Origin of the sequence: Streptomyces sp. NPDC006450, assembly GCF_040612195.1 — a bacterium.
In the GTDB taxonomy this organism is placed as follows: Bacteria; Actinomycetota; Actinomycetes; order Streptomycetales; family Streptomycetaceae; genus Streptomyces.
On the sequence record NZ_JBEXPT010000008.1, the window covers coordinates 25,143 to 42,390 of the forward strand.

The window sequence follows — 17,248 nt, forward strand, 5'->3', positions numbered from 1 at the left end:
GATCACAACATCTCCCCACGCGAGGGTGTCTTCTGTGTACGCGGACGATCGATCCGCGATCCAGTCCTGTGGGGGGACTTCTTTTGGAACATGAACAGACCATCCCTGAGCAGCGGAAAGAGGCGGAGAGCGCCCCGGAACCGGGCACTCCGGACGCGGCTGCGGCTGCTCCCCGCCGCCGCGGCACCCGCACGGTCCTCCTGATCGCCGGCGCCGTCGTCCTGGGCGTCCTGGCGGGCACGATCACCGGTTACGCGATCCAGTACGACCGCGAACCCACCCCGCTGGCCCCGCTGGCGCAGCAGGTGATCGAGATCCCGGATCCGCTCGCGCCCATCGACTCGACCACCCTGCGCTCCATCAATGCCAACCGCTGGGTCAAGACCGACGACGACCTGACCAAACTGCTGCTCGACGCCCCCGGGAACGCCAAGGCCGGGATGTCCGGCACGGAGTCCCCGGACGCCTTCGCCGCGGACTGGTACAAGGCGCCCGGTCAAGGTCTCACCTTCCAGACCAGGCATGGCGTGCGCCGTATCGCCGCCCGGAGCTGGTCCGAGAACGATCGCGATTTCTTTACGGTCCGCCTGTTCCAGTACCGGGACCGGTCGGGAGCGTCCGGGTACCAGAGTGACCACTCCTACATGAGCGGCAAGGAGTACGCGGGCAACGAGGGCAAGGACTTCCCCGGCGTCCCCGCGCAGTTCGGGCACATGTGGATCGACTCGAAGAGCACCCAGGAGCCCGGCTACCACCCGGTGCGCTCGGCGCGCGTCATCGCCCGGCGCGGCGACATGGTCATGGAGATCAAGTACGAGAACAACCGTGGTGACGTCGATGAGGACCGCCTTGTCGACGTCGCCAAGCGTCAGTGGGAGCGGCTGTGAGCGAGGAGCGCACCACAGAACAGCAGATGATCGGCGGGCAGCAGCCGGACCCGGGCACGGCCCCTGCGCAGGCGCCGGTCGCCGGGCCCCCGCTCAAGGCCGGCCGCAAGATGGTCGCGCTGATCGCCGGCGGGCTGGGCGTCGTCGCCCTCCTCGCGGGTGGTGGCTTCGCGGCATCGGAGCGCATGGACCAGGCGGACCGGAGCGCGCCGACGCGCTACTGGGTCCCGGACGGACCGCAGCCCACCGGGTCGAGCTGGCGGCCCCCGGTCGTACCGACGAACGACCTGACGGCCAGGATCCTCCCGCTGCCCGCCGAGTACGAGCTGGGACCCGACATCGGCCTGGAGGGCAACGACTTCTACGTCTCCGGCGAGCAGGCGTTGCAGACGTTCAAGGAGGCGCGGACCGGCCTCTCCGGCGCAGCGCGCGCCGAGCGGGACAAGGCGCTGGCGGACCTGAAGCTCAAGGGGGTGGCCGGGCGCAGCTATCTGCAGTCCCGGAAGGGCTGGGTCGCCGAGGTCCACCTCACGCAGGCCGATCCGAAGGCCGTCGCCTCGCTCTCGAAAATCGGCAAGGAGTTCCTGGAGCTGGCCTCGGGCGACGGCGAGGCGCCCAAGGTGGACGGGTTCCCGGACGCCACGTGCGTCCAGAACGTCCTCGGCCGGGAGAAGGTCGAGGACAAGGACAGGATCGGCACAGTCGACTGCCTGGCCGTCGAGGGCGACCTGCTCGTCAGCTTCCGGATGTACGGGGCCAGACCGTTCTCCGCGAAGGACGCCACCGACCTGTTCAAGATCCAGCTGAAGCACTTGAAGTCCCCCGGGGAGTCCGCGTGAGCGAGCAGAGCAGCACCGAGGTCGTGGCGGCGACCCCCGAGGACGCCGCGGCGCAGCCAGCCGTGGCGACGGACACCGTTCTCGACGCGATCCCCCGCACCGTCGCCGACGCGAACCCCGCACACGTTCCCGCCGCGCCCAAGGACCGCCGGAAGCTGTTCGCCGCGCTCCGCTGGACCGCCGCCGTCCTCGTCTTCGCCGCCGTCGGCTCCGGAGTCGCGTACGGGATCACCCAGCCCGAGCGCACGGACATCCCGGGGCTGTCCACCGATTCCGACGGCCGCTGGGTCTACCCGAAGCTGTCCAAGCCGCAGCTGCCGGCGGGCGCCGCCCTGCCCTTCGCCAAGGACAACCCGGACGGCATCCACTACGCCGGCCTGACCCAGCTGCTGCTGCCGCCGCCCATCGGTTCCACCCCCGACTCCACGCTGAAGCTGGAGAAGGACGAGGTGGTCACCGTCGACACCTTCGTGTCGGAGTACCAGGACAGCCTCCGCGAGAAGCTGAGGACGGACCTGGGCCACGAGGGGCTGCGCCAGATCGTCGCCCGCGGCTGGACCACCCCGGACGGCACGCGCACCCGTATCTACCTGCTCCGCTTCCACTCGTCCGGCTTCGTCGACGCCTTCACCGGATGCCGCGTCTCCATGGGCCTGAGTGGCGCCCTCGTGCTGCAGGCCGACAGCGTGTGGGCCAAGGTCAAGGCCACGCAGCGCACCGATCTGGGGCACGGGAGCTCCGGGTACGCCACCCAGGGCAACACCAGCGACCTGTCCCTGTACGAGGAGGCGGAGCCGACGGGGGACGAGCGGTTCAGGGTCGGGTGCATCCAGTCCGGCGACATCCAGGCCGTCGTCCTGCAGAGCGGCAAGGGCGAGGTGGCGGCCGTCCCCTTCCACCAGACGGCCGTCCTGCAGCACCAGCTGCTGCGCTGAGCCGGAGGCGGGCCCCGCGCGCGGAGGCGTCGTACGGGCTACCTCACACGGTGCCCCGGTCCCCAGGCCAGTAGGCTTGGGGACCGGCCCCGTAACGCCACCCTTAACACTCCGAGGAGCACCCCGTGCTTGAGGCAGTCTTCACCTCCCTGCTGGTCCTGGTCTGCGTCGGCGTCCTCGCCTTCTCCGTCCTGGCCGTGAAGAAGCTGTACCAGGGCCAGCGCTGATCCCCTCGGATCTGCCGCCGACCGCCCCGGATACCGGAACCCCTCCCACAGATCGCCTGAGCTGAGCAGCCATTCATGATCCAGATCCCGTCCGACCTGAACCCGGGCCTCGTCCCCCTCGCCTTCCTCCTCGGCAACTGGGAGGGCGCAGGCGTCTTCGACTTCCCCGGTGAGGAGAAGTGCAACTTCGGCCAGGAAGTCGTCTTCAGCCACGACGGCCGGGACTTCCTGGAGTACACCTCCCGCACCTGGGTGCTCGACGCCGAGGGCAACAAGGTGCGGCCGCTGGAGTCCGAGTCGGGCTACTGGCGCATCGACAAGGACCGCAAGGTCGAGATCGTCATGGTCCGCGACCAGGGCGTCGTCGAGGTCTGGTACGGCGAGCTCGCCGACAAGAAGCCGCAGATCGACGTGGTCACCGACGCGGTCGCCCGCACCGCGGCCTCCGGCCCGTACAGCGGTGGCAAGCGGCTCTACGGCTACGTGAAGAGCGACCTGATGTGGGTCGGCGAGAAGGCCACCCCCGAGGTGGAGCTGCGCCCGTACATGTCGGCGCAGCTGAAGAAGGTCGTCACCCCCGAGGAGGTCGCGGAGATGGCGCGCAACCTTCCGGACATGCCGGACGACGGCATCGCCTTCTTCCGCTAGGCCCCCGGGCCGAGCGAGGTCCACGCACGCACGGAGCCCCCGGCCGCCTCGGCCGCCGGGGGCTCCCGCACGCGCGGCGCCGTCCCCGGACCCTTCCCGTAGCCGCCCCGCTCCCCGTGCGCGGGCCCGAGGCCTACACTGGCCGGGTGGTGACCACCGACAGCACCGAGAACCTCGCCGCCGGCGGCGGCGACTGGAAGAGCGACCTGCGCCAGCGCGGATACCGCCTGACCCCGCAGCGCCAGCTCGTGCTGGAAGCCGTGGACGCCCTGGAGCACGCCACCCCCGACGAGATCCTCGTCGAGGTGCGCAAGACGGCCTCCGGGGTCAACATCTCCACGGTCTACCGCACGCTGGAGCTCCTGGAGGAGCTGAAGCTCGTCTCGCACGCCCACCTCGGGCACGGGGCCCCCACGTACCACCTCGCCGACCGGCACCACCACATCCACCTGGTCTGCCGCGACTGCACCGAGGTCATCGAGGCGGACGTGGACATCGCCGCCGAGTTCACGTCCAAGCTCCGCGACACCTTCGGCTTCGAAACCGACATGAAGCACTTCGCGATCTTCGGCCGCTGCACGACCTGCGCCGCCAAGCAGCACTAGGACTGGCCGGGGCAGGGTCGTAGGCTGGTGCCATGACCAGCAGCCCCTTGCTCCATCTCCCCGGCGCCGTGCAGGCCGAAGGCCGCGACGAGGGCGTCGCCGCCCACTACGGAGAGCTGTACGGAGAACAGCGCGCACTCGCCGACGGCCGCGGCTTCGTCGACCTCTCCCACCGCGGGGTCGTCACCGTCACCGGCTCGGACCGGCTGAGCTGGCTGCACCTGCTGATCACTCAGCACGTCACCGAGCTTCCGGCCGGCCAGGCCACCGAGGCGCTGATCCTCACCGCGAACGGCCACATCGAGCACGCGCTCTACCTCGTGGACGACGGCGAGACGACGTGGATGCATGTCGAGCCCGGCACCAAGGAGGCCCTCGTCGCCTACCTGGAGGCCATGAAGTTCTTCTACCGCGCGGAAGTCGCCGACCGGACCGCCGAGTTCGCCGTCGTGCACCTGCCGGCCGGCTCCATCGCCGAGGTCGCCAAGGAACTCGCCGTACGGGAGACCCCGTACGGCCGCGACGTGTTCCTGCCGCGCGACGACCTGGAGGCCTTCGCCGCCTCCCACGGTCCGGCCGCCGGGCTGCTCGCGTACGAGGCCCTGCGGGTCGAGGCGCACCGTCCGCGGCTCGGTCTGGAGACCGACCACCGCACCATCCCGCACGAGCTCGGCTGGATCGGCACCGCCGTGCACCTGCAGAAGGGCTGCTACCGCGGCCAGGAGACGGTGGCCCGCGTCCACAACCTGGGGAAGCCGCCGCGCCGCCTGGTCTTCCTGCACCTGGACGGCTCCGAGGTGCTGCTCCCCGCGCACGGCGCGCCCGTACGCCTGGCCGCGGACGGGGAGGAGGGCCGCCAGCTGGGCTTCGTGACCACCTCGGTCCGCCACCACGAACTCGGCCCGATCGCCCTCGCGCTGGTCAAGCGGAACGTCCCGGTGGACGCCCCGCTGCTGGTGGGCAAGACGGCCGCCGCGCAGGAGGTCGTCGTCGCGCCGTGACGACCGCGCGCTAGATGTCGATGACGATGGTGAACGGGCCGTGGTTGGTCAGCGAGACCCTCATGTCCGCGCCGAACCGGCCCGTCGCCACCGTCGCGCCCAGCGCCCGCAACTGCTCCACGACCGCGTCCACGAGCGGCTCGGCGAAGGCCCCGCCGGCGGCCGCGTTCCACGTGGGGCGGCGGCCCTTGCGGGCGTCTCCGTAGAGGGTGAACTGGGAGATCACCAGCAGCGGCGCGTTCACGTCGCTGCAGGACTTCTCGGCCTCCAGGATCCGCACCGACCAGAGCTTGCGCGCCAGCAACTCCGCCTTCTCCGGGGTGTCGTCGTGGGTCACCCCCACCAGCACGCACAACCCCTCCCCGACGATCTCCCCGACGGTCTCGCCGGCCACCACGACGCTCGCGCCGTCCACCCTCTGCACCACTGCTCGCATGACACCTGTGTACCAGGCGTGCACCCGTCCGGGGCCGATCGGGTGGAGTGGGACTGCGTCAACGCCACGGGGAGTGGCACGATGCACGCAGGCGGTGCCCCCAGCACCGGTCGAGGGGACGGACACGAACGCATGAATACTTCTGGTACCTCCGCACCTGCTTCTGCGCCCATCGGACCCGTGGGCTCCGGAGCGCCCGTCACACCCATGGCGTCCGCGACGTCCGGGGCCTCCGCCGAGACCACGGCCACGGCGCCCCGCCCGCCCGCGCAGCGGACCGGCGCCGCGGACGTCCCGTCGGCTGCGACCACCGCGCTCGGCCTGCCGGAGCTGCGCGGGCTGCGCCGCGACGCGCAGCGCGACGAGGCCGACCTGAGCTACGTGCGCCGGCTGCTCCAGGGCCGCATCGACATCCTGCGCGCCGAGCTCGCCCGGCGGACGGACCCCGAGGCGCCGGTGGTGGACCGGCTCTCGGAGATCCTCGCGGACGCCCCCTCCAGCCGCAGCGCCTCGGCCCGGCACGTCACGCTCGGCACCCCGCACGGGGAGGAGTACCGGCTGCTGGCGGCCGAGATGCTCTCCGACGTGGAGCTGTCGGACCTGGGAGCGCGCACGGACGAGGAACTCCACGAGGGCATGGGCCGGTTGGTGCGCTACGAGCAGCAGGTCTCGCGGCGCCGCCAGCAGCTCCAGCGCACGGCCGACGACTGCAGCGCGGAGATCACCCGGCGCTACCGGGAGGGCGAGGCCCAGGTGGACGACCTGCTCGCCTGAGGAGGCGGGGGCCCGCGGAAAAATGCGGGCGACGGGGGCGGGCCGGTCCGATTAGCGTGGGTGGCTATGAGCGCTGACGTCCGGCCGATCGCCGTGTCCGAACTTCCCGACTGGCTGCGTGCCGTGCAGAACGGTTTCCTGAACGCGGCGCCCGGCAGCGCCGCGGACGTCGCCCAGCTGACCGAGAACTTCGACTTCTCCCGGACACAGGGCGGGTTCGACGGTGACACCGGCCGGTGCGTGGCGACCTTCCGCTCCTTCCCGCAGGAACTGACCGTGCCCGGCGGGGCGTTCGTCCCGTCGAGCGCCGTTTCGAACGTGACCGTACTGCCCACCCACCGCAGGCAGGGCCTGCTGACCCGGATGATGGCCGCGGAGCTGACCGCAGCCCGCGCGCGCGGCGACGTGCTGTCGACGCTGATCGCCGCCGAGTACCCGATCTACGGGCGGTACGGGTACGGGCCCGCCACCTCCGTCTCGGAATGGGAGATCGACGTACCGCGCACCGGACTCGACCCGCGGCAGCCGGTCCCCGGCGACGGCGGGAGGATCGACCTCGTGGACGAGGCCGAGGTACGGAAGGTGGGCCCGGCGCTGCACGAGCGGCTGCGGGCGGCCACGCCCGGGGCGGTGAACCGCGACGCCCGTTGGTGGCGGCTGGCCACGGGTGTGGAGGAGCTGTCGCACCGGCCGTACAAGGCCGCCTTCCACGCGGTGTACCGCACCGCGGAGGGCGAGGTGGCCGGCCTGGTGCGGTACTCCGCGGACGACAAGTGGACGGACGCGAAGGTTCCGCAGAACACCGTGCAGGTACGGCAGTTGCTCGCCGCCACCCCGGAGGCGGAGCGGGCGCTGTGGCACTTCCTCTGCTCCATCGACTGGGTGGTGAAGGTCCGTACCGGCTACCGCGCCCCCGACGACCTCGTCACCGGGCTGCTGCCCGACGCGCGCTCCGCCCGGCTGGTGACCTCGGCGGACTGGCTGTGGGTGCGGCTGCTGGACGTCGTACGGGCCCTCGGCGCGCGGACATACGCCGTGCCCGGGGTCCTCGTGCTGGAAGTGCTCGACAAGACCGGTCCCGCGGGCGGGCGCTACCGGCTCGACGCGGGCGCGGGGGACTGCGTGCGCACGGAGGAGCCGGCCGATCTGCGCCTGGACGTGGGCACACTGGGGGCGCTGTACCTGGGCGACGAGTCTGCGGTGCGGCTGGCGGCGCTCGGCGCGATCACGGAGGAGCGCCCCGGGGCACTCGCGCTCGCGGACGCGGTGTTCCGTACGGCGCGGCGGCCGTGGTGCCCGGACATCTTCTGAGCCCGTCCGTGCGTCCGTGCGGGAAATCGGGGAGATCGGGATACGAGGACTGGGGACTGAGGTACTTGGCGACACTGGTGGAATCCCTGCGCGCGGCCGGCTGCGTCTTCGCGGAGGAGGAGGCGGAGCTGCTGACGGCCGCCGCCGAGGACGCGGGGCATCTGGAGGGGCTGCTGGCCCGGCGGGTGGCGGGCGAGCCGCTGGAACACGTCGTCGGCTGGGCGGAGTTCTGCGGGCTGCGCATGGCCGTCGGCGAGGGGGCCTTCGTGCCGCGCCGGCGCAGCGAGTTCCTCGCGCGGGAGGCGGCGGAGGCGGCCCGGCCCGGCGCGGTGGTCGTGGACCTGTGCTGCGGGGTGGGCGCGCTCGGCGCCGCCGTGGCCGCGCAGGTGCCGGGGGCCGAACTGCACGCGGCGGACATCGACCCGGCCGCACTCGCCTACGCCCGGCGCAACGTGGCCCCGTACGGCGGCCGGGTGTGGGAGGGCGACCTCTACGCACCCCTGCCCGCCGGGCTCCGGGGCCGGGTGGACGTCCTGGTGGTCAACGCCCCCTACGTCCCGACCGGGGAGATCGGCCTGCTGCCGGCGGAGGCCCGCGACCACGAACCGCCCGTCTCCCTGGACGGCGGGGCGGACGGCCTGGACGTCCACCGCCGGGTCGCCGCCGGCGCCCCGCCCTGGCTCGCACCGGGCGGCAGCCTGCTGATCGAAACGAGCACCCGCCAGGCCCCCGTCACGGCGGCGGCCCTGACGGCGGCAGGCCTGTCGGCGCGCACGGTGACCTCCGAGGAGTACTACGCGACGGTGGTCATCGCGACGGCGCCGTAGCCGGCGCCGCAGGGGGGCGGAGGTCTGGAGTGGGAGCTATTGCAAGCACCTGCTTGCAATAGTTAGCAAGGTGCGGCAGGATCGGGTCATGGCATCGCTCAACGTCGGCAACCTCGGCGAGTACCTGCGCGAGCAGCGGCGGCAGGCACAGCTTTCACTGCGCCAGCTGGCCGATGCGGCGGGGGTGTCGAATCCGTACCTCAGTCAGATCGAACGCGGGCTGCGCAAGCCGAGCGCGGACATCCTGCAGCAGCTCGCCAAGGCGCTGCGGATCTCCGCCGAGACGCTGTACGTGCAGGCCGGAATCCTGGACGAGCGGGACCGGGACGCCGTGGAGACGACGGCCGTGATCCTCGCCGATCCGTCCATCAGCGAGCAGCAGAAGCAGGTGCTGCTCCAGATCTACGCGTCCTTCCGCAAGGAGAACGCCGCAGAGAACGCCGCAGAGAACGCCGCGGAGGCCGAGGAAAAGGCCGGGGCGGGAGCGGAAGGCGCCAGCGACAGCGGCGATGCCGAGACACGCCGTACGAACTGAGCACGCACCGAGTACGCACCGAGTACGCACCGATTACGCACTGAGCACGAACTGAGACCGTGATCCGGGAGGACCACCACATGGCCATCGCCGATGACCTGAAGAAGACCCTCACCGACCCGACCCCCCTCTACTTCGCCGCCGGCACCGCCGACCTCGCCGTGCAGCAGGCCAGGAAGGTGCCCGGGCTGATCGAGCAGCTGCGCGCCGAGGCCCCCGCGCGCATCGAGGCCGTGAAGAACACCGACCCCAAGGCCGTGCAGGAAAAGGCCAAGGAGAAGGCCAAGGAGGCGCAGGAGGCGGTCACCGCCACGGTCGCCGAGGTGTTCGGGGCGATCGACGCGAAGAAGCTCGGGGAGACCGCCCAGGACCTGGCGCTGCGCGGGGTCGGCGTGGCCGCCGAGTACGCGGTCAAGGCCAAGGAGGCCTACGACAAGGTCGCCGAGCACGGCGAGCAGACCGTACGGGCGTGGCGCGGCGAGGTCTCCGAGGAGATCGTCGACATCGCCGTGGTCGTGGAGCCGGAGGCCGCCGAGCCGGTGGCGGAGCCCGCCGCCGAGCCCGCGCCGAAGAAGGCTCCGGCCCGCAAGGCCGCGGCCAAGAAGGCCGCCGCCGAGCCGGCCGACCAGAGCTGAGAGCGGCGCGACGGACCGGGCACCCGCGGGGCGTCCGGTCCGTTGTGGTTTGGGAAAGGGGCTCTGCCGGTAGCGTGGAGGCAGGTGGCATCCGGTGAGCGAGGCGTGAGAAGGCGGTCAGGCGATGTTGATGAACGGGTTCGATAACGGAGTGCTTCCGTTGCTCGGGTTCGCCATGCTCGGGCTCGCCGTGGTGGCCTTCGTGCTGGCGCTGACGGCCCGCGAGGACGCGTACCGGGCGGCCGGGAAGCAGACCAAGACCTTCTGGCTGGTCATCCTCGGCATCACCGTGCTCGTGGACGCCTTCCTCGGGATGCTCTTCCTGGAGATCGCCGGGCTGGTCGCCAGCATCGTGTTCTTCGTCGATGTGCGCCCCGCCCTCAAGGAGGTCTCGGGCGGCGGCGGCCGACGCGGCGGCAGCAGCAGCGACGGACCGTACGGCCCCTACAACGGCGGCCGCTAGACAGGCGGGCGGTGGGGCGCGGGCCGTACGCGGCCTGCCGGCCCGGCCGTGCGGCCCGTCAGCCCTCGGCGCGGGAGAGGAGGACGACGGCGACGTCGTCCGTCAGCTCCCCGCCGTTGAGGCGGCGGGCTTCGGTCACGGAGGCTTCGAGCAGCCCTTCGCCGCTCAGCCCGTCGGCCAGGTGGCGGTTGATCATCTCGACCATGCCGTCCTGCCCCAGCCGCTCCTTGCCCTGTCCGATCCTGCCCTCGATCAGGCCGTCGGTGTAGAGCATCAGGCTCCACGTGCCGCCCAGCTCCACCTGGCGGCGCGGCCAGCGGGCCCGGGGCAGCAGGCCGAGGGCCGGGCCGCTGTTCTCGTACGGGAGCAGTCGCGCGGGGCGGCCCGGCCGGGAGATCAGCGGCGCCGGATGGCCCGCCAGGCACAGGCCCGCGCGCCGGCCGTCGGGGGCGATGTCCACCGTGCACAGCGTCGCGAAGATCTCCTCGCAGGGGCGCTCGACCTCCAGGACCTCCTGGAGCGTGGCGAGCAGGTCGTCGCCGCACAGGCCGGCCAGGGTCAGAGCCCGCCAGGCGATGCGCAGCTCGACGCCGAGGGCGGCCTCGTCCGGGCCGTGGCCGCAGACGTCGCCGATCATCGCGTGGACGGTGCCGTCGGGGGTGCGGACGGTGTCGTAGAAGTCCCCGCCGAGGAGGGCCCGGCTGCGGCCGGGGCGGTAGCGGGCGGCGAAGCGGAGGTCGGAACCCTCCAGGAGCGGGTGGGGGAGCAGCCCGCGCTCCAGGCGGGCGTTCTCCTGGGCGCGCAGTTTCGATTCTGCGAGCTTGTACTGGGCGATGTCCGCCCGTTTTCTCTCCACCGCGTAGCGGATGGCGCGGCTGAGCAGCCGTCCGTCGAGCTCGTCGCGGAACAGGAAGTCCTGGGCCCCCACGCGTACGGCCTCTGCGGCGCGCTCCGCGTCCTCCTCGGAGGTGAGCACGAGGACCGCGTGCCGCGGGGCGATGCGGAGCACTTGGCGCAGGGCGCCGAAGGGGTCGGCGGCGTCGCCGGCGCCGCTGTGCGGGAGCGCGAGGTCGAGCAGCACGCAGTTCACGTCGGGGGTGAGCAGCCGGGCCGCCTCCGTGAGGTTGCGGGCGCTGCGCAGCCGGATGCGGTGGCCGTCGGCGTCGAGGATCTCGGGGACGGTGAGGCCGCCGGCGGGGTCGTCCTCGATCACCAGCAGGGTGAGCGATGACATGCCGCCCGGGCCGCTCTCGGTGGCCGGGATGTCCCTCTGCCGCGGTACGGGTACGGGCATCGTCTCCGGTTCCTTCCCGCCCCCTCGGGGGTTCGCTCGTCCGGCGACCCTAGCGGCGGGAGGAGGGAAGCGGAATGGCGGGTCCGGTGCGGGGCTCCGGCATATGCCGTTATCGGGTGGGAAAGTCCGTGTCGACGAATGACCAACGTCACGGCGCAGGGGTACGACATCCCGCCCACCGAGACGTAGCGCCCCGGGGGCGGCCCGTCCCCGGCGGCCGGCCGTCCCCGGCGGCGCCACCTGTCGGTGAGCGGGCCGTCGCTACGCGTCCGGTCTGACCACTGCCTTGATCGGCATGGAGCCCGCGCCCGCCATGGTGACGTTGCGGCCCGGGCGGGGGGCGTGGACCATCGCGCCGTCCCCGACGTACATCCCGACGTGGCTCGCGTCGTCGAAGTAGATGATCAGGTCGCCCGGCCGCATGTCCTTGACCGCGACCTTCGGCAGCCGCAGCTGCTCCTGCGAGGTGCGCGGGATCCGCTTGCCCGCCGCGAGCCAGGCCTGCGAGGTCAGCCCGGAGCAGTCGAACGAGCCGGGTCCCTCCGCGCCCCACACGTACGGCTTCCCTATCTGGGCGGCGGCGAACCGCACGGCCCGCTTGCCCGCGTCGGTGGCCGCGGCGCCCGAGGAGCCGGTCATCGCGCCCGTGGACAGCCAGTCGGTCTGCGCCTTGCGCTGCGCTTCCGCCTCGAGCTCCAGCAGCCGGGCCTTCTGCTCGGCCTCCAGCTTGCTCTCGAGCTCCTCCGCCGCCTTGATCTTGTCCTCGACCTGCTTCTTCGCGGCTTCCTGCTTGACCCGGTTGGCCTCCAGGGTCTCCCAGTGGGCGCTCGCGTCCCGCGCGTACTGCTGCAAGTCGGTCTGGGTGCGGTTCAGTTCGGAGAGCAGGTCCGAGGTGGCCTTCTCGCCCTGGCGCAGCCGGTCGTTGCCGTCCAGGAACTGCGTCGGGTCGTTGCTCAGGGCCAGTTGCGCGCCGGGCGGCAGTCCCCCCGAGCGGTACTGGGCGCGGGCCGCCGCCCCCGCGCGGCCCTTCAGCGCGGTGATGCGGTCCTGGCCCGCGAGGACCAGGTTGGCGATCTCCACGATCTTGTCGGACTGCGCCTTGGTCTCGCTCTCCGCGAGGTTGAAGGCGTCCGTGGCGGCGCCGGCCTCGCGGTAGAGGCCCTCTATCTCCTTGCGGACCTGCTCCAGGGACTTGCCCTGCTGGGGCTCCGGCGCAGCGAACGCCGTGCCGGCCAGCGCGCCGGGAGCGGACAGCAGCGCCATCGCGCAGAGCAGAGTGAGGGCGATCGAACCCCGTCGTCGTTTCCTCATGGTCCCCCCAGACACCAAATTGATTAATCGTCAGTAACTTGTGACTGCCTTCGGGATGGTGCCACGAGTCGGTGAATTCCAACACCCTTGTGGATATCCATGCGATCCGCCCCGAGCGCCGCCGCGGCCCCCCTGGCACCGGCGGCCCCCGTCACCCCGAAGGCCTCAACGCGTCCCACCGCACCGTGAGTTCCCCCTGACGCCACCGCACCGGCCCGTCCGCCAGCGGCCAGTCCCCGGCCAGCGCCCGCGCCGTCCGGATCCAGCGCTGCCGCGCCCCGTAGGAGGCGTACGGAGCCGCCGCCGCCCACGCCCGGTCGAAGTCGCGCAGGAACGCGTGCACCGGCTCGCCCGGCACGTTGCGGTGGATCAGTGCCTTCGGCAGCCGCTCCGCCAGATCCGAGGGGCGCTCCAGGGAGCCCAGCCGGGTGGCGAAGGTCACCGTGCGCGGCCCTTCGGGCCCCAGCGCGACCCAGACGTGCCGCCGCCCGATCTCGTCGCAGGTCCCCTCCACCAGCAGCCCTTCGGGAGCGAGCCGGGCACACAGCCGCTCCCACACCGCCTCGACCTGCTCCTCGTCGTACTGGCGCAGCACGTTCGCCGCCCGGATCAGCGCGGGCCGGACCCCGCCCTCCAGCGGCACCTCGAAGCCGCCGTGCCGAAAGCTCAGCCCCTCCCGCTCGTACGGCTTCGCACCCGCGACCCGGGCCGGTTCGATCTCGATGCCGACCACCCGCACCCGCGGGGCCGCCTCCCGCAGCCGTGCCAGGAGTTCCACCGCGGTCCAGGGCGCCGCCCCGTAGCCGAGGTCCACCGCGACCGGGTCGTCCGCGCGCCGCAGCGCCGCTCCGTGCGTCGCCGCGATCCAGCGGTCCATGCGGCGCAGGCGGTTCGGGTTCGTCGTCCCGCGGGTCACCGTGCCGACGGGGCGACGAGGGGGAGGGGTGGAGCGGGAGGCCATGTGCAGAGAGTAAGCGGAGGGTTCCCGCGCGATAAAAATCCGGCACGGCAGCAGGAAAAGCTCCCGTCCCGGAATGCGGGGGACGGCCGTCCGGGTTGCACTCCTAGAAGAGCGCCGACAGCGCTCTGCGTGTCATGCCGTCCGAGCGAGAGGAACTGCTCCCTTGAGCCAGTACGTGTCCCGCATCGGCGGCAGCATCGGCGGCCGGTTCGGCGCGGCCCGTTCCGGCACCCGCCACGAGCCGCCCCGCCTGCGCCTGCCCGCCGCCGTCGGCGGCCACCGCAAGCCGCGCCGCGTCGCCATGCTCAGCGTGCACACCTCACCGCTGCACCAGCCCGGCACCGGCGACGCCGGCGGCATGAACGTCTACATCGTGGAGCTGGCCCGGCGCCTGGCCGCGATCAACATCGAGGTCGAGATCTTCACCCGGGCCACCACCGGCGGCCTGCCGCCCGTGGTCGAGCTCGCGCCCGGAGTCCTCGTACGGCACGTGGACGCGGGCCCGTACGAGGGCCTGGCCAAGGAGGAGCTGCCGGCCCAGCTGTGCGCCTTCACCCACGGCGTCATGCAGGCCTGGGCCGGCCACCGCCCCGGCTACTACGACCTGGTCCACTCCCACTACTGGCTCTCCGGCCACGTCGGCTGGCTCGCCGCCGAGCGCTGGGGCGTCCCGCTCGTGCACGCCATGCACACCATGGCCAAGGTCAAGAACGCGGCGCTCGCCGAGGGCGACACCCCCGAGCCCGCCGCCCGCGTCATCGGCGAGACGCAGATCGTCGACGCCGCCGACCGGCTCATCGCGAACACCGCCGAGGAAGCCGACGAACTCGTCCGCCACTACGCGGCCGACCCCGGCAAGGTCGCCGTCGTCCACCCCGGCGTGAACCTCGACCGCTTCACCGTCGCCGACGGCCGCGCCGCCGCCCGCGCCCGCCTCGGGATGCCGCAGGACGCCGTCATCCCGCTCTTCGCGGGCCGCATCCAGCCGCTCAAGGCCCCCGACATCCTGCTGCGGGCCGTCGCGGAGCTCGTGGACCGGGACCCGGCGCTGCGCGCCCGGCTGTTCGTGCCCGTCGTCGGCGGGCCGAGCGGCAGCGGGCTCGCCAAGCCGGAGGGGCTGCAGAAGCTCGCCGCGAAGCTCGGCATCGCGGACCTCGTGCACTTCCATCCGCCGGTGGCTCAGGACGCGCTCGCGGACTGGTTCCGCGCGGCGTCCGTGCTGGTCATGCCCTCGTACAACGAGTCCTTCGGGCTGGTCGCCATAGAGGCGCAGGCCACCGGCACGCCGGTGCTGGCCGCGGCTGTCGGCGGGCTGCCCGTCGCCGTCGACGACGGGGTCACGGGGATCCTCGTACCCGGCCACGACCCGGTCGACTACGCCCGTGAGCTACGGCGCTTCGTGGACGAGCCGGGGCTGTCGGACCGGCTGGGCGGGGCGGCCGCGCGGCACGCGCAGTTCTTCGGCTGGGACACCGCCGCGAGCGGCACGGCCGACGTGTACACGGGGGCGATGCACGATCACCGCCGTCACGTACGCTCCCACCATGGCTGACGCTGACGCTGACCTCACCGACACCGCCGCGATCATCGAAGCGACGCTGACCGGCGCGGAACTGAGCTGGGAGAGCCCGTCACCGGGCTCGTACGTGGTCCAGCTCCCCGGCACCCGCAAGCTGAGCACCACCTGCTCGCTCAAGGCCGGGAAGCACTCCCTGTCGGTCAACGCCTTCGTGATCCGCCACCCGGACGAGAACGAGGCCGGCGTCCACCGGTGGCTGCTGGAGCGCAACCTCAAGCTCTACGGCATGGCCTACGCGGTCGACGCGCTCGGCGACGTCTACCTGACGGCCCGCCTCCCCCTGTCCGTGATCACCCCCGGCGACCTGGACCGGCTGCTCGGCACGGTCCTGGAGGCCGCGGACGGGGCCTTCAACACCCTGCTGGAGCTGGGCTTCGCCGGCGCGATCCGGCGGGAGTACGAGTGGCGGGTCTCGCGGGGCGAGTCCACGCGCAACCTGGACGCCTTCAAGAACCTGACGCAGCCGTCGGCGTAGCCGCCGGGGGTTCGGGAGCTCCGGCCCCCGGGCCGGAGGCGGCGGCGAGGCCGGGCCGGCCGTCCGGCGCCGGCGCCGGCGCCGGGAGTTCCGCTCCCGGACGCCCGCGCCTCGAACGCGGGCGGGACTGGGGGTGCTCACCCTCGGGGAGCGCCCGCATCAGCAGCCAGTAGCCCCCCGCCGCCACCGTGCCCAGGACCGCCGTAGCGCCCCACAGCCACGCCGCGCCGAAGTGCTCGATCGTGAAGCCCGCCATCAGCGGGGCGATCAGCGAGGCCACCGCCCACGACATCGTGTACATGCCCTGGTAGCGGCCGCGCCCGTGCAGCGGGGAGAGCCGGGCGACCAGGCCCATCTGGGTCGGCGAGTTGATGATCTCGGCCAGGGTCCACACGCAGACGGTCAGCGCCAGGCTCCACACCGAGCCGCCGAAGGCCGTCAGCCCGAAGCCGTACCCGGCCAGCAGCGCCGAGATCACCAGCAGCCTCTGCGGATCGCGCCGCTCGATGAACCGGGTGACCGGGATCTGCAGCAGCACGATCAGCACGCCGTTGACCCCGATGACCAGCCCGTAGTCGGCCGTGGAGAACCCGGCCGCACCCATCGCGAGCGGCAGCCCGAACGAGCCCTGCATGAAGATCAGCGAGATCAGGAACGACAGCCCGACGACGCCCATGAACCGCCCGTCCCGCAGCACCGTCCCCAGGCCGATCTCCGGCTCGGCGGCCGCCTTCTCCTCCGCCGTCCTCTGCGGCCGGGACTCCGGCAGCTTGAGGTAGACGAGCACCGCGCAGACCAGGGTCAGGGCCGCCTCGCCGAGGAACCCGGCCAGGTAGCTGTACTCCGCGACGAAGCCCGCCACGGTCGCGCTGACGGCGAAGCCGAGGTTGACGGCCCAGTAGTTCAGCGCGAAGGCCCGTACCCGGTCCTCCGGGCGGACGATGTCGGCCATCATCGCCTGCACCGCCGGCCGTGAGGCGTTGGAGGTCATGCCGACCAGCAGAGCCACCGCGGCGATCGCCGCCGGGTGCTCCATGAAGCCGAGCAGCGCCACCGAGAACGCGGTCGACGCCTGAGCCACCATCAGCGTGGGCCGCCGCCCCAGCCGGTCCGTGAGCACGCCGGCGACGAGCGAGGACACCACACCGCCGAGCCCGTGCAGGGCCACCACAAGTCCCACGAAGGAGGCCGAATAGCCCCGGTCCAGGGTCAGGTACAAGGTCATGAATGTGGCGACGAAGGCCCCGAGCCTGTTGACCAGCGTGCTCGTCCAGAGCCACCAGAACTCCCGCGGCAGCCCCGCCACGCTCTCGCGCGCGGCGCGTCTCACACTGGCAACGGACATAGGGAATCCCCCCGGAGATGTAAGCGTCCCTCTAGTCGTTCGGACCCTACGGATCCGGGCCCCGGGGAGCCACTGGATTGACGGCCGGCGTCAATCGGGGGACCGTCACCACACCGTGGACACCGCGCGCGAGCGGACGGGCGTGTCCATTAGGCTCGTA

General features: G+C 72.3%; 19 protein-coding genes. 14 read left to right on the forward strand and 5 right to left on the reverse strand.

The window, feature by feature from the left end; all coding sequences use genetic code 11:
• Positions 1 to 83: 83 nt before the first annotated feature.
• The 6 genes from ABZY57_RS05300 (at position 84) to ABZY57_RS05325 (ending at position 5,142) form a co-directional block, all read left to right on the forward strand.
• The gene (locus ABZY57_RS05300) at positions 84 to 887 is read left to right on the forward strand and encodes a hypothetical protein (RefSeq protein WP_356508332.1); all 804 of its coding nucleotides are present in this window, start codon (positions 84 to 86) and stop codon (positions 885 to 887) included.
• Positions 884 to 1,726: a hypothetical protein gene (locus ABZY57_RS05305; protein ID WP_356508334.1), complete on the forward strand. Its 843-nt coding sequence runs from the start codon at positions 884 to 886 to the stop codon at positions 1,724 to 1,726. Before ABZY57_RS05300 ends, ABZY57_RS05305 begins: the two co-directional genes overlap by 4 nt.
• Positions 1,723 to 2,661, forward strand: coding sequence for a hypothetical protein (locus tag ABZY57_RS05310; protein WP_356508336.1), 939 nt, complete (start codon positions 1,723 to 1,725; stop codon positions 2,659 to 2,661). Before ABZY57_RS05305 ends, ABZY57_RS05310 begins: the two co-directional genes overlap by 4 nt.
• A 302-nt stretch (positions 2,662 to 2,963) precedes the next feature.
• The gene (locus ABZY57_RS05315) at positions 2,964 to 3,536 is read left to right on the forward strand and encodes an FABP family protein (RefSeq protein WP_356508338.1); all 573 of its coding nucleotides are present in this window, start codon (positions 2,964 to 2,966) and stop codon (positions 3,534 to 3,536) included.
• A 146-nt stretch (positions 3,537 to 3,682) separates the two neighbouring features.
• Positions 3,683 to 4,141 carry a Fur family transcriptional regulator gene (locus ABZY57_RS05320; RefSeq protein ID WP_356508340.1) on the forward strand — a complete coding sequence of 153 codons (459 nt, stop codon included), beginning with the start codon at positions 3,683 to 3,685 and terminating at the stop codon, positions 4,139 to 4,141.
• Positions 4,142 to 4,173: 32 nt separating this feature from the next.
• Positions 4,174 to 5,142 (forward strand): folate-binding protein, encoded by a 969-nt coding sequence (locus tag ABZY57_RS05325; protein WP_356508342.1) that lies wholly within the window; start codon positions 4,174 to 4,176, stop codon positions 5,140 to 5,142.
• Between the two features lie 10 nt (positions 5,143 to 5,152).
• Here the strand turns inward: ABZY57_RS05325 and dtd are convergent, their stop codons facing one another.
• Positions 5,153 to 5,578 (reverse strand): D-aminoacyl-tRNA deacylase, encoded by a 426-nt coding sequence (gene dtd, locus ABZY57_RS05330; protein WP_356508344.1) that lies wholly within the window; start codon positions 5,576 to 5,578, stop codon positions 5,153 to 5,155.
• Between the two features lie 207 nt (positions 5,579 to 5,785).
• On the opposite strand from dtd, the gene ABZY57_RS05335 reads away from it, so the two are divergent.
• From ABZY57_RS05335 to ABZY57_RS05360, 6 genes are all read left to right on the forward strand, one after another.
• Positions 5,786 to 6,352, forward strand: coding sequence for an ABC transporter substrate-binding protein (locus tag ABZY57_RS05335; protein WP_356508346.1), 567 nt, complete (start codon positions 5,786 to 5,788; stop codon positions 6,350 to 6,352).
• A 66-nt stretch (positions 6,353 to 6,418) separates the two neighbouring features.
• On the forward strand, positions 6,419 to 7,663 hold the full coding sequence (locus ABZY57_RS05340; RefSeq protein ID WP_356508348.1) for a GNAT family N-acetyltransferase: 1,245 nt from the start codon (positions 6,419 to 6,421) through the stop codon (positions 7,661 to 7,663).
• 56 nt (positions 7,664 to 7,719) lie between these two features.
• On the forward strand, positions 7,720 to 8,490 hold the full coding sequence (locus ABZY57_RS05345; RefSeq protein ID WP_356508495.1) for a putative protein N(5)-glutamine methyltransferase: 771 nt from the start codon (positions 7,720 to 7,722) through the stop codon (positions 8,488 to 8,490).
• A gap of 88 nt (positions 8,491 to 8,578) precedes the next feature.
• Positions 8,579 to 9,025, forward strand: a complete 447-nt coding sequence (locus tag ABZY57_RS05350) for a helix-turn-helix transcriptional regulator (RefSeq protein WP_356508350.1) — start codon at positions 8,579 to 8,581, stop codon at positions 9,023 to 9,025.
• An 80-nt stretch (positions 9,026 to 9,105) separates the two neighbouring features.
• Positions 9,106 to 9,660, forward strand: a complete 555-nt coding sequence (locus tag ABZY57_RS05355) for a hypothetical protein (protein WP_356508352.1) — start codon at positions 9,106 to 9,108, stop codon at positions 9,658 to 9,660.
• A 124-nt stretch (positions 9,661 to 9,784) separates the two neighbouring features.
• Positions 9,785 to 10,123, forward strand: coding sequence for a DUF2516 family protein (locus tag ABZY57_RS05360; protein ID WP_356508354.1), 339 nt, complete (start codon positions 9,785 to 9,787; stop codon positions 10,121 to 10,123).
• A gap of 58 nt (positions 10,124 to 10,181) precedes the next feature.
• Here ABZY57_RS05360 and ABZY57_RS05365 read toward each other — a convergent pair whose 3' ends face one another.
• From ABZY57_RS05365 to ABZY57_RS05375, 3 genes are all read right to left on the reverse strand, one after another.
• Positions 10,182 to 11,417, reverse strand: a complete 1,236-nt coding sequence (locus ABZY57_RS05365; RefSeq protein WP_356508356.1) for a SpoIIE family protein phosphatase — start codon at positions 11,415 to 11,417, stop codon at positions 10,182 to 10,184.
• 261 nt (positions 11,418 to 11,678) lie between these two features.
• Positions 11,679 to 12,728 carry an NlpC/P60 family protein gene (locus ABZY57_RS05370; protein WP_356508358.1) on the reverse strand — a complete coding sequence of 350 codons (1,050 nt, stop codon included), beginning with the start codon at positions 12,726 to 12,728 and terminating at the stop codon, positions 11,679 to 11,681.
• 151 nt (positions 12,729 to 12,879) lie between these two features.
• On the reverse strand, positions 12,880 to 13,689 hold the full coding sequence (locus ABZY57_RS05375; RefSeq protein ID WP_356508360.1) for a class I SAM-dependent methyltransferase: 810 nt from the start codon (positions 13,687 to 13,689) through the stop codon (positions 12,880 to 12,882).
• 250 nt (positions 13,690 to 13,939) lie between these two features.
• Between ABZY57_RS05375 and mshA the strand changes: the two genes are divergently transcribed.
• Together mshA and ABZY57_RS05385 are read left to right on the forward strand one after the other, a co-directional pair.
• On the forward strand, positions 13,940 to 15,241 hold the full coding sequence (gene mshA, locus ABZY57_RS05380) for a D-inositol-3-phosphate glycosyltransferase (protein ID WP_356508497.1): 1,302 nt from the start codon (positions 13,940 to 13,942) through the stop codon (positions 15,239 to 15,241).
• Positions 15,234 to 15,743 carry a YbjN domain-containing protein gene (locus ABZY57_RS05385; protein WP_356508362.1) on the forward strand — a complete coding sequence of 170 codons (510 nt, stop codon included), beginning with the start codon at positions 15,234 to 15,236 and terminating at the stop codon, positions 15,741 to 15,743. The genes mshA and ABZY57_RS05385 overlap by 8 nt, the downstream gene beginning before the upstream one ends.
• Here the strand turns inward: ABZY57_RS05385 and ABZY57_RS05390 are convergent.
• Positions 15,715 to 17,088, reverse strand: coding sequence for an MFS transporter (locus ABZY57_RS05390; protein WP_356508364.1), 1,374 nt, complete (start codon positions 17,086 to 17,088; stop codon positions 15,715 to 15,717). The genes ABZY57_RS05385 and ABZY57_RS05390 overlap by 29 nt on opposite strands.
• Positions 17,089 to 17,248: the final 160 nt, after the last annotated feature.